Source organism: Methylophilus sp. UBA6697 (assembly GCF_002454655.1).
Taxonomy (GTDB): domain Bacteria; phylum Pseudomonadota; class Gammaproteobacteria; order Burkholderiales; family Methylophilaceae; genus Methylophilus.
Genome location: NZ_DKJH01000047.1, coordinates 1 through 12,637 on the forward strand (window position 1 = coordinate 1; position 12,637 = coordinate 12,637).

Sequence of the window (12,637 nt, forward strand, 5' to 3'; positions counted from 1 at the left end):
AGGCCGTGATGGCTGGGTGTCTTCCTCTTTGGTTACTTTCTGGGGGACAAGCACCAGAAAGTGACTCGCCGACAAGGCGAAAAAGCACCGATCAATGTAAGAATTACTTTTTAGCAAACGAAGGATTCGTCGCTACATAAGACTTCACGCCCGATAAAATCGCGTTCACCAACTTATCCTGGTAACCATCATCATTCAACCTCGACTCTTCATCTGGGTTACTGATAAACGCCGTTTCCACCAGAATGGACGGAATATCCGGTGATTTCAACACCGCAAACGCGGCTTGTTCTACGTATTTGGAATGCAACGTATTAATTTTAGCAATGCGCCCCAACACGGCTTTACCCATGCGGATACTGTCGTGAATGGTCGCGGTTTGTGATAAATCGAGTAGCGTACGCGCCAGATCCATATCGCGTGTATCTAGCGAGACACCGCCAATCAAGTCCACCGCGTTTTCCTTTTTCGCCAGGTAACGCGCACCAGCACTGGTGGCGCCACGCTCAGATAACGCAAACACCGATGAGCCTTTAGCTGTGCTATTAACGAAGGAGTCGGCGTGAATGGAAATAAACAGGTCTGCTTTTGCGGCTCGTGCTTTTTTCACACGATCGCCCAGCGGCACGAAATAGTCACCATCACGGATTAAAATCGCCTGCATATTGTCTTCAGCGTCAATCTGCTGCTTGAGTTTGCGCGCAATCGCCAACGTGATGTTTTTTTCATGGCTGCCATTGGCGCCTCTGGCGCCAGGATCTTCACCACCATGGCCGGCATCAACCGCAATGGTAATCAGCTTTTGGCCAGGCTTGGCTTGTTTCGGTTTATCAGCAGCAACCGGCTTGTCTGCTGGCTTTTCGCTATTCGCCGTAGCGGCTGGCGCTTCACTCGCAGGCTCTTTGACGGCAGATGGTGGTGGTGTAGATTCAGCCAGCTTTTCATCAGTATTGGCTGGCGGAACTTCTTGTAACTGTTTTGAGGGCGTCAACGCAGGTGTCGCGACCGCAGGTTCTGCGCTACCGGTTGCTGGTGCAATACTAATGGCCAGGCGTTGTTGCGAACTGCCTGCATTCATATCAGTCACCAATGGTTTGATGTCGGACTTGATATCGAATACCAGGCGGGTAGTATGCTCAGTAAAGGGCGCAATGCGGATTTTGGATAAATAAGGATGCTGCGCATCCAGTTGAAATGGCAAGGCTTTGAGTGTGGGGCTGATCGCCACTGCATCCATATCAATGACGACACGGAACGGATTATCCAGTGTGAATACGCGGTATTTGACTTGCTGATCTAACAGCAACTCAACCTGCACCTGGCTGCCATGTTGTTGCAGGTTAGCCAGAATCACTTCGGCGGCGCGCGCCACGCCAATAAGAGAACACACGGCTGTGAGCAGCCATAAGGTTAAAATCTTGCGCATTACTGGCATAGTCCTTCCAACGCCAGCGGTTGCTGACTGGTGATATGCAGCACGCGGCCGTGCGGCAAAATATCAAATCGAATCTCTATATCGGCTTGTGGCAATACCTGCTCGGCACGCTCAGGCCACTCAACCAGGCAAATACTGTCGGCATTGAAATAATCGCGGAATCCGGCAGCTTCCCACTCCTCGGGGTCCTGAAAGCGGTACAGGTCAAAATGGTAACATGAAGCGATGGCCAGATTGTATGGCTCGACAATGGTATAGGTGGGACTTTTCACCTTGCCGATGTGACCCAGCGCGTGCAAAATGCCGCGCACCAGCGTCGTCTTGCCCGCACCAAGGTCGCCATGCAGGTAAATCACCTGCCCCGGCTTCAACTGGGTCGCCAACACCCCGGCTGTATGCACAGTCGCTGCTTCGTCTTTTAAAATCTGTGTAGAATACGTTTCTGTCATGTCACATCAATCACATCCCGTCCCCATTCAATTGCCTGATGATCAAGCCGCCGCACAGATGGCAGCGACCATCAAAGGCTGGGCGCGAGAATTGGGGTTTGGCAGCATCGGCATCACCGATACTGACTTATCTGCCGCTGAGCCGGAGTTTTTAAACTGGCTGGACAAACAATACCACGGCGACATGGATTATATGGCAAAACATGGCACCAAGCGAAGCCGTCCGGCAGAATTGGTGCCTGGCACACTGCGCGTGATCTCGGTCAACCTGAATTATTTGCCTGAAAACGCAGCTGACGGCTGGCAGGTACTGGAAAATCCAGATAAGGCTTATGTTGCCCGCTACGCCATGGGCCGTGATTACCATAAGGTGATGCGGCAAAAGTTGCAGCAACTGTGTACGCGCATCACCGAGACTTATGGCAGTTTTGAATACCGTGTGTTTGCTGACAGCGCGCCGGTACTCGAAGTGGCATTGGCCACCAAGGCTGGCGTTGGCTGGCGTGGAAAACATACTTTGTTGCTCAACCGACAACAGGGTTCATGGTTCTTTCTGGGCGAAATTTATACCAACCTGCCCTTGCCCATCGACCCGCCAACGAGCGCGCATTGCGGCAGTTGCTCAGCCTGTATAGATATCTGCCCTACCCGCGCCATTGTGGCGCCTTATGAGCTGGACGCCAGACGCTGTATTTCTTACCTGACCATTGAATACCAGGGCAGCATTCCACTGGAACTACGGCCACTGATTGGCAACCGCGTTTATGGCTGTGACGATTGCCAATTAATTTGCCCATGGAACAAATTTGCCGTGAAGAGCCAGGAAAGTGATTTTGCCGTCAGACATGGGTTGGACAGTAGTGATTTGGTCGATTGCTTTGCCTGGACAGAAAGCGAATTTCAAGCGCGCATGGCGGGTAGCGCCATTTACCGTATCGGCTACGTGCAATGGTTGCGCAATATCGCTATCGGGCTGGGCAATGCGACGAGTTCTGCAGCCGTCGTTGCCGCCTTAGAGGCACGGCAAGACGATAGCAATGCACTTGTCAGGGAACATGTGGCCTGGGCACTGGCGCAACATCAGTAAAACGCAGCCTAAACAGCTAACAGCGCAGCACCCAGCATGCCCGCAACGTCGCCCGAGTGCGTAGTATGCACCTGGATTTTACCGCGCAACACTGGAATCAAGTCGTGTTCCAATCGTTGCTGAAATGCGGCTGACATCAATGACCAGGCAGCCACCACACCACCACCGATCAGTACATTTTCCACATCGACCACTTTCAGCACGCTGGCCAGCATTTGCGCCAGCTTACTGCCAGCATCAGCATAGACTGCCTGAGCATGACTATCGCCTTGATCAGCAGCGACTGCAATCGCCTGGGCAGTCAGTGTTTGGCCTGTGAGGTCAGCATAGGCCTGGCTGATACCTGTGGCAGAAGCATATTGCTCGACGCAGCCCTGATTACCGCAACCACATAAACGCCCTTCTGGCACGACAATAATATGGCCCGCTTCTAACGCATAACCATGATGCCCGGCCCACACTTTGCCATTCACCACCAATCCGGCGCCCACACCTGTACCCAGGCCGATGTAAAGCAGACCACCCGCTGGTTGGCCTAATTGGCCATACTCGCCATAGGCAGCCGCATTAGCATCGTTTTCAACGCGGACTTTGATCCCCAGCAAGTCAGTCAGGTCATGGCCTAGATTGACATCCCGCAACCCTGGCAAATTGGGTGATTGCGCCAATATGCCGGTTTGCGGGTTAATAAACCCGGGAAAACCGATGCCTATGGATTGAATGGCCGGATATTTGTTTAGCAAGGGGCGAATAGCATCTGCCGTCACCTGCAAAATGGTTTGCCAGGCTTGCGCTGGCGGATATTGTTTGCAAATGGCAGAATAATTGGCCTGAAAGCGTGTTTCTTCAACCAGCGCAAGGTCAGAAAATACGCCCAGGCGTAAATTCGTCCCGCCTACATCCAAGCCCAAACGATACACAGCACTTGCTTCAGGCATGCACGCGGTCACTTTCTTCTACTAATTGTCTGAAAGAGTGTAGTTTATCATCGCTTAACTGCGCCCATTGCATGCGCCAGGCCCAATTGCCCTCTATGGTGCCCGGCGTATTCATACGTGACTGGCTGTCTAGTGCCAGAATATCCTGCATGGGCACAATAGCCAGGTTAGCTACACTATTAAATGTGAGTTGTATCAGCGCTGTTGGCATGTCAGGCTGTTCTTGATTTAAATGCTGGCTTAAATAGTGATGCAAGTGGGTGCGTACATGTTCTGGCGCAGCCTGATACCAGCCTAACGTGGTGTCGTTATCGTGAGTGCCGGTATAGGCAACACTGTTTGCTTCGATATTCTCTGGCAAATAGGGATTATCCTCATCGCCACCAAAAGCAAATTGCAAAATTTTCATACCAGGCAACTCAAACGCATGTCGTAAAGCATCGACTTCGTCAGTAATGATGCCCAGGTCTTCAGCCACCAGGCTGAGTTGTGGAAAGGTCTCGGTAATGGCTTGCAACAACGCATGCCCAGGGGCATCCTGCCAGGTGCCGTTGATCGCGGTAGGCTCCAGTGCAGGAATCTCCCAGGCGGCTTGCAAACCACGGAAATGGTCAATACGCAGTACATCAAACAATTGCGCCTGGGTATCAATGCGGCCCAGCCACCAGGCAAACCCATCGGCTTGCATCACCTGCCAGTCATAGTGTGGGTTACCCCAGCGCTGGCCGGTTTCAGAGAAGTAATCAGGCGGCACGCCGGCCACCACCGTCATATTGAGTTCAGCATCCAATTTGAACCACTCAGGATGCGCCCAGACATCCACGCTATCGTAAGCGACAAAAATCGGGATATCGCCAAATAATTTGATGCCACGCTGGTTGGCATACAGTTTAAGTTGCGCCCATTGCTGAAAAAACACGTATTGCGTAAATTTAATCAGCGTCAGTTGCTCCTGGTGTGCGGCGGTAAAGGCTTGCAAGGCCTGCACATCATGCAATCTGTAAGCCTCCGGCCATTGCTGCCAGCTTTGCTGGGCATGCTGCTCGCGCAAGCTCAAAAACAAGGCAAAATCTTCCAGCCAGTAATGTTGTGTCTGGCAAAAACGGGCAAAACCCGACCAGGTAAAGCCGCGACCGTCCGCTTTAGACGGCGCGCTGCCAGACTGCACACGTAACATGATTTTAGCGATTAACGCGGGTAATGGCAGCTCAGCCTCTTCAGGCTGGCACCAGCCCTCTTGCAACAACTGCCTAGGACTGATCATGCCGGTATGCCCGGCATGCGCCGACACGCTTTGGTAAGGCGACTGGTCACCGTGTGGCTGATTGACTGGCAAGGTTTGCCAGATGGCCACCCCCATTTCCACCAGTTTATCGACGAAACGATAGGCATCCGGCCCAAGATTGCCTTCAGGTAATGAAGTGATGTGCAGCAACACACCTGCTTGTCTAGCTTGTGTCATGAGATTGGCATTCAGAAAAAATAAAATCGGTCAGGATTGCCCGCGACGCATGGTGCCGGCATTTTCAGCGTCACCGCCACCCAGGCTAATGGGCTGAGACAAATGCGCTGGCGGCACTAGGCCCAGCAACTGATAGAGGTTGCTCAAATTGCGGCGGTATAGCTGGTCAAAACTTTGCACGCTTTGCGCATTGTTGTAGTCGCCAAACCACCAAAACCAGTCAGAGCCTTCACAAAGCGCCAGTTGTTGCTGGCATTTCTGTTTGGCAGTCGCAGATAACTCATGCACATGCTGGTCATATTGCCGTTTGGCTTCACACAGCAAATCCCAGGCACGGTTTTTCGCCGGTTCGCCAATCCAGGTGCTAAAGGTGCCATAAACCCAGCTACCGGCACAAATATCATTCAGCAACTTGGGCTCCGGCAGTTGCTTGGTTTGCTGCATGGCCAGCACATCACTAAACGTGGTCATCTGGATATCAGCATGCGTCGCCAAGGCGTGATATAGCTCCTGCAAAAAGTAAAAACCGTTGTATGGATAATACTCCCAGGCATTTTCGCCATCCAGAATCACACTCACCACCGGTGTTTCATCTTCGCTTTGGGCAAGAATATGCTCCAGCGACTGCACAAAATCATGTACCGCTTCGCTGGCATATTGCTTGGAGTACTCAAAACCGATTTTGTCAGACAGGTGATCGTCGCGGAAAAAGCAGACGATATCTTGCTGGCCATTAGTGATTTTGTATGGCTGATAGAGGTAATCTTGCGGCTGCTCATGCGCCAAGCCTAATTTACGCAAACTGTTGGCCAGCACACCCTGCCCGGTCGCGGCCCAAGCGACACCTTGTTCGGCTAATAGCGACAATGCCGCATGCGAAACAGCGCCTTCGGCTGGCCACATGCCAAGCGCCTTTTGGTTAAAGATCTTTTCATGATAGTGCTGGGCGGCCTCTACATGGGCAATGGCCCGTGTATACCCATCAGTATAATTCGCCGAATGTGGCAAAGGCGCTTCTGGCATGGCATCACGTGTGCTCTTCAAATCGATGAGCAAGGGCAAAATCGGATGGTAGTAAGGCGTGGTAGACATCTCGATCTGCCCTTTTGCCAACAAAGCCTGGTAGCGCGGCAAAATGCCCTGTAAGGTTTCGCTGATCACACCCAGCAATGCCTGGCGGTCTTTGAGCGTAAACAGCAAGCCTTTTTGCATCAGTGCCTGCACGGTTTTGTTTTTGCGCCGCAAACCCTCGCCCGTCCACGCCAGGTGATACCAGACCAGCAAATCCGCTTTATATTGCTCGGAGAGATAATGAAACTGGCCGCTTTGCATGATGGGCGCTACCAGTTCGTACAATTTCAGCAGGCGCTGGTAATGCGGAAACGGGCTCAGCATCTTTTCATGATGGGCCTTGAAGCAACTGTCTACAATGAGCTGGCATTCGGCATCGGTAATATTGTCCAGATCCGGGTTCGCCAGCAAGCGCAACAAGGGGTCACGCCATTCACCGGTGCGCGACTGGTCAGCGTAATCCTGTAACTGCTCAACCAGAATCGGCACAAAATTGAAACTCACCCTGGCTGCCGCATTCTGTTCCAGGTGATAGGCCATATCGCTATAGTCTTTGAGTGCGTGCAGGTAGGTCCACGGCAGTACATACTCGCCGGTGACCAGGTCGCGATAGTCAGGTTGATGCATGTGCCAATACAGATTCAACAGCAATTTTTTATCGGACATCCCTCAACCTCTTTTCCATCGTTACCTCATCTCAATTGATATTACTTCACACGGTACAAATCCTGTCCCAGCATATCTGGCGTCACCAGAACAATGCCTTTTTCAGACACATAAAAACGCTTTCTGTCACGCTCAAGATCCACGCCAATATGCATACCGGCCGGAATCTCGCAACCGCGGTCAATCACGGCATTACGCATGACCACGCCTTCATTGATCTTGACTTTTGGTAGTACGACCGCACCATCCAGATCGGAATAATCAGCGACATGCACGCCTGAAAATAATACCGAGTTAGAGACACATGAGCCGCTGATCAGGCAACCGCCAGACACCAGTGAATCCGTTGCTTTACCAGTACGTCCTTCGTCTTTAAACACAAACTTGGCCGGTGGCAATTGCTCCTGATAAGTCCAGATCGGCCAGTCGCTGTCATACAGGTTCAGCTCCGGGATGACTTTGGTCAGCTCCATATTGGCTTCCCAATAAGCATCGATCGTACCGACATCGCGCCAGTAATAATTATCGCTTTGCGCACCGACACAACTATCGACAAAACGGTGTGCCTGCACTTTATATTTCTTGATGATATAGGGAATAATATCCTGGCCGAAATCGTGGTTGGACTTACGGTCGTAAGCATCCCGGATCAACTGTTCATAAAGGAATTTGGCGTTAAACACATAAATACCCATGCTCGCAAACGCCACCTCTGGGTTATTGGGCGTCGGCTTGGGATGCGCCGGTTTTTCATCAAACGCCACCACCCTGTCGGTACCATCTACCTCCAGCACGCCAAAGCCTTTGGCATCCTCCAGTGGCACATTAATGCAGGCAATCGTCATATCCGCATTGCTACGCGCATGTGTGGCCAGCATTTTGCCGTAGTCCATTTTATAAATATGGTCACCAGCCAGCACCAGAATGTATTCGCCACCATTCTCGCGCAACAAGTCGATATTTTGGTATACGGCATCTGCCGTACCTTTGTACCACTCTTCGCCTAAGCGCTGCTGTGCCGGGATGATGTTGACGTACTCGTTAAACTCGCCACGCAAGAAGCCCCAGCCACGCTGCACGTGCTGAATCAGGCTCTGCGCCTTGTATTGTGTGGCGACATTAATGCGGCGGATGCCGGAGTTAATGCAATTAGACAGCGGGAAATCGATAATACGGAACTTGCCGCCAAACTGCACTGCCGGCTTCGCTCGCCAATCAGTCAGATTTTTCAATCGGCTACCACGGCCACCGGCCAGGATAATCGCGACGGTATTTTTTGTCAGGTTACTGATAAAGCGGTCAGAAGGACGTTCTTGCCGCCGGTTGCTTTTACGACGTTCGATAAACTCTGCTGCTTGAGACATGATGCTGTTCCTGTTTTTCTGATCCTGAAAATCAGCCCGAAGTCATGCGCAGCGATGTGCGTTCCGGTAGAGACGACACAACGCTTGGTAACCGCAGGTCCGACACCCACAGTCTGCATGATAATTCGGGTAAAGACAACGATATTTTCAGCGATAAATGACGTAAATCTTAACTTTTTTTGATAGGATTGAGGCTAGTCAAATGGACATTGCTAGCATGACAGTCAAACCTTCAGCCACTCCCCATCCCGACACCTTGCATCTGCAACGTATTTTAGACGCGACACATCACAACCCTTTTGAATACTTGGGTGTACATGCAGATAGCCAGCAAGGCCCGTGGCATGTACGTGTTTTTCTGCCGAATGCCGACAAGGTTTGGGTGAAGGCCGATGATGCCTGGCAAGCCATGACACTCAACCATCCGCAAGGCCTGTTTCTTTACAAGTCAGCCACAGCTGTCAATACGCCGGTTGCACTCAAAATACAATTGCATAAGCAGGCATCCAGCTATGAAATGTTCGACACCTATAGCTTAGGCAGCACCCTGTCGGCAGACGACTTGCATCTGTTTGCCGAAGGCAAATTATTTGAGGCCTACAACACACTTGGCGCCATCCCCATGACAGTCAATGCTGTGCCTGGCGTCAGGTTCGCCGTATGGGCCCCGAATGCTGAGCGTGTCAGCGTCGTTGGCAGCTTTAACCAGTGGGATGGCCGCGTACATGCCATGCGCGTACTCGGCAGCAGTGGCGTATGGGAATTATTTATTCCACACTTGACCGAGCACGATTTATATAAATTTGAAATCCGCAATCGCGAACATGGCCATGTCATGGTCAAGGCCGACCCTTATGGTAAAGCCTTTGAAGCCAGGCCAGGCACCGCCAACCGTATCTGCGAGAGCCACTACACCTGGCAAGATGACAGTTGGCAGCAACAACGCCAGCAACGTGACTGGTTACATGCGCCTTTTAACTGCTATGAGGTGCATCTCGGCAGCTGGCAGCGCGACCACAATGGCCACTTTTTAAGCTATCGCGCCATGGCAGATGCGCTGATTCCGCATTTAACTGACATGGGTTACACCCACATTGAATTATTGCCCATTGCCGAGCATCCGCTCAATGAATCGTGGGGCTATCAAGTCACAGGATACTTTGCCCCCACCCAACGCTATGGCAACCCGGATGATTTGAAGTACTTTATTGATCGTTGCCACGCGGCCAATATCGGCGTCATCCTTGATTGGGTGCCAGGGCACTTCCCCAAGGATGACTGGGCACTGGCGCGTTTTGATGGCACGGCCCTGTATGAGCATGCCGACCCCAGGCTAGGCGAGCATATGGACTGGGGCACCTATATCTTCAATTATGGCCGCAATGAAGTGCGCTGCTTTTTGCTCAGCAACGCCTACTATTGGCTAAAAGAGTTCCATGTTGACGGCTTCCGCGTGGACGCAGTCGCCTCCATGCTCTATCTCGACTACTCACGCAAAGACGGCGAGTGGTTGCCAAATGCTTATGGCGGCCGCGAAAACCTTGATGTCATTGAATTCCTGAAGCAACTCAACATGATGGTTGGCGAGCGTTTTCCTGGTGTGCTTACCATTGCTGAAGAGTCGACTGCCTGGCCTGCAGTCTCGCGCCCGGTGTATGCCGGCGGCCTTGGATTCAGTATGAAATGGAATATGGGCTGGATGAACGACATCTTGACCTATATGCAACTGGATCCGGTATACCGCCAATATCATCACAATCGGCTGACTTTTGGGCAGATGTATGCTTACTCCGAGAACTTTGTGCTGCCGTTCTCGCATGATGAAGTGGTGCACGGCAAAAAGTCCTTGCTGGAGAAAATGCCCGGGGATGCCTGGCAAAAATTCTCTAATTTGCGGCTGTTACAAACCATGCAAATGACCATGCCTGGCAAGAAATTGAACTTTATGGGTAACGAATTTGGTCAAAGCCGCGAGTGGAGCGTCAACCAGAGCCTGGATTGGCATTTGCTCGAAGCATCAACTCCTGACCATGCCTTGCATAGAGGCATACAGGCATTAAACCGCGACCTGAACGCACTTTATCGCCAGCATCCTGCCTTGCATGCGCATGATTTTGACGCGCAAGGCTTTCAGTGGATAGATTGCGAGGATGCTACCCAGTCAATATTGAGCTACATCAGACGCGGCAATGACCATAGTTTTGTTATAATAGTGTTAAATTTCACACCAGTACCGCGCCATCAATATCGTTTGGGCGTACCACAATCGGGTTACTATCAGGAAGTGTTAAACAGTGATGCCGCTTGTTATGGTGGCAGCAATTTCGGTAATGGTCATGGCTGTCAAAGCGATTCCGTCCCATGGATGGAACATCCGGCCTCTATCAGCCTTAACTTGCCGCCGCTGGCTGGTGTCATACTTCAGTTACAATAGCTGGTTAAACTGGCTAAAAATGCAAGCTTGCAGTACAGATTTTGGCAGCGCAGACTGAATGTTTGCGCGCCCTATAAAATTAATTGACTTGAAAACGATAGCAACAACATAACATGGCAAAACTAACCACACACCCGAGCTGGCACGCGCTGAACCAGCATCAAATTGAAATGCGCGATATTCAAATGCGCGACCTGTTCAAACAAAATCCAAAACGCTTTGAAGAGTTCAGCTTAACCGTCGAAGATATCCTGCTCGACTACTCGAAACACCGCATCACCAAAGAAACGCTGGCACAACTGTTCCAGCTGGCGCGTGACTCCAATATCGAGCAATGGCGCAGCCGCATGTTCAGCGGTGAAAAAATCAACATCACTGAAAACCGTGCCGTCTTGCACACTGCCCTGCGCAACCGCAGCAACACGCCTGTATTGGTCGACGGCAAAGATGTGATGCCTGACGTCAATGCCGTGCTGGCACAAATGCGCAGCTTTACCGAGCAAGTGCGCGGCGGTCAATGGACTGGTTATACCGGCAAACGTATCACTGACGTGGTGAATATCGGTATTGGCGGCTCAGATCTCGGCCCGGTGATGGCCTGCGATGCATTGAAGCCTTATGCCAGCCCGGACTTGAAAGCACATTTTGTCTCCAACATTGATGGCGCGCACCTGATGCGTGTGCTGGAGAACTGCAATCCTGAGACCACACTATTTATTGTGGCGTCTAAAACCTTCACCACCCAGGAAACCATGACGAATGCACACTCTGCACGTCGCTGGTTCCTCAATGCAGCCAAACAAGACCAACACGTGGCCAAGCACTTTGTGGCGCTGTCTACCAACGCGACCGCGGTGCAAGCCTTCGGCATCGATACCAACAACATGTTCGCTTTCTGGGACTGGGTTGGCGGTCGCTATTCCCTGTGGTCTGCGATTGGCTTATCCATTGCGCTGCATGTCGGCATGGACAACTTTGAACAGTTACTGGCTGGTGGCCACGCCATGGACCAGCACTTCCAGACTGCTCCGCTGGAACAAAACATGCCAGTCATCATGGCCTTGCTAGGGGTCTGGTATAACAACTTTTTCCACGTCGATACACACGCTATCCTGCCTTACGACCAGGGTATGTCACGCTTTGCAGCTTACCTGCAACAGGCAGACATGGAAAGTAATGGCAAATTCATTTGCCGCGATGGCAGCCGTGTCAGCTACAAAACCGGCCCGGTCATCTGGGGCGAAGCAGGTACCAATGGCCAGCATGCGTTTTACCAGTTGATCCACCAGGGTACGCAAATGGTGCCAGCGGACTTTTTGATGCCAGCTAACAGCCATTACAAAATTGGCAGCCCGGATGACCAGCACCACAAGATTTTGCTGGCTAACTTCCTGGCACAAACCCAGGCACTTATGTTGGGCAAAACGCGTGAAGAAGCTCGCGCCGAGTTGGAAAAACAAGGCCTGAGTGGTGAAGCGCTGGAAGATCTGCTGCCTCACAAAGTATTCGAAGGTAACCGCCCAACGACGTCCATCGTGTTCAAGCAATTAACGCCTTACACTTTAGGTAAGCTGATCGCGCTGTATGAACACAAAATTTTCGTACAAGGCATCATCTGGGACATTAACAGCTATGACCAGTGGGGCGTGGAATACGGCAAACAAATTGCCAGCCAGATCCTGCCACAGTTGACCACGCCGGATGCGGTGACCAGCTTTGACAGCTCAACCA

General features: G+C 51.6%; 9 protein-coding genes (1 of these 9 cut by a window edge). 3 read left to right on the top strand and 6 right to left on the bottom strand.

The features are described from left to right. Positions 1-103: 103 nt before the first annotated feature. Both B3355_RS12345 and tsaE read right to left on the bottom strand, forming a co-directional pair. Positions 104-1,426, bottom strand: a complete 1,323-nt coding sequence (locus B3355_RS12345) for an N-acetylmuramoyl-L-alanine amidase (RefSeq protein WP_292784419.1) — start codon at positions 1,424-1,426, stop codon at positions 104-106. Next, on the bottom strand, positions 1,426-1,884 hold the full coding sequence (tsaE, locus tag B3355_RS12350; protein WP_292784422.1) for a tRNA (adenosine(37)-N6)-threonylcarbamoyltransferase complex ATPase subunit type 1 TsaE: 459 nt from the start codon (positions 1,882-1,884) through the stop codon (positions 1,426-1,428). Before tsaE ends, B3355_RS12345 begins: the two co-directional genes overlap by 1 nt. On the opposite strand from tsaE, the gene queG reads away from it, so the two are divergent. Continuing rightward, a complete protein-coding gene (gene queG / locus B3355_RS12355; RefSeq protein ID WP_292784425.1) occupies positions 1,883-2,971 on the top strand; it encodes a tRNA epoxyqueuosine(34) reductase QueG in 1,089 nt (362 codons plus the stop codon). The two genes, tsaE and queG, sit on opposite strands and share 2 nt — an antisense overlap. Positions 2,972-2,979: 8 nt before the next feature. Here queG and B3355_RS12360 read toward each other — a convergent pair whose 3' ends face one another. From B3355_RS12360 to glgC, 4 genes are read right to left on the bottom strand one after another with little or no spacing between them, the layout of a single operon-like run. Then, complete coding sequence (locus B3355_RS12360) at positions 2,980-3,909, bottom strand: ROK family protein (protein ID WP_292784428.1); 930 nt, start codon at positions 3,907-3,909, stop codon at positions 2,980-2,982. Then, positions 3,902-5,371, bottom strand: a complete 1,470-nt coding sequence (gene malQ, locus B3355_RS12365; RefSeq protein ID WP_292784431.1) for a 4-alpha-glucanotransferase — start codon at positions 5,369-5,371, stop codon at positions 3,902-3,904. The genes B3355_RS12360 and malQ overlap by 8 nt, the downstream gene beginning before the upstream one ends. A gap of 30 nt (positions 5,372-5,401) precedes the next feature. Further along, positions 5,402-7,108: a glycoside hydrolase family 57 protein gene (locus tag B3355_RS12370; protein WP_292784434.1), complete on the bottom strand. Its 1,707-nt coding sequence runs from the start codon at positions 7,106-7,108 to the stop codon at positions 5,402-5,404. Between the two features lie 41 nt (positions 7,109-7,149). Next, positions 7,150-8,472: a glucose-1-phosphate adenylyltransferase gene (gene glgC / locus B3355_RS12375; RefSeq protein ID WP_292784437.1), complete on the bottom strand. Its 1,323-nt coding sequence runs from the start codon at positions 8,470-8,472 to the stop codon at positions 7,150-7,152. A 217-nt stretch (positions 8,473-8,689) separates the two neighbouring features. On the opposite strand from glgC, the gene glgB reads away from it, so the two are divergent. Continuing rightward, a complete protein-coding gene (gene glgB / locus B3355_RS12380) occupies positions 8,690-10,906 on the top strand; it encodes a 1,4-alpha-glucan branching protein GlgB (RefSeq protein ID WP_292784440.1) in 2,217 nt (738 codons plus the stop codon). A 113-nt stretch (positions 10,907-11,019) separates the two neighbouring features. Beyond that, positions 11,020-12,637, top strand: partial view of a glucose-6-phosphate isomerase gene (gene pgi / locus B3355_RS12385; protein ID WP_292784443.1) — the 5' portion only. It continues 41 nt past the right edge of the window; only the first 1,618 of its 1,659 coding nucleotides appear in the window; its start codon is at positions 11,020-11,022; its stop codon lies beyond the right edge, outside the window.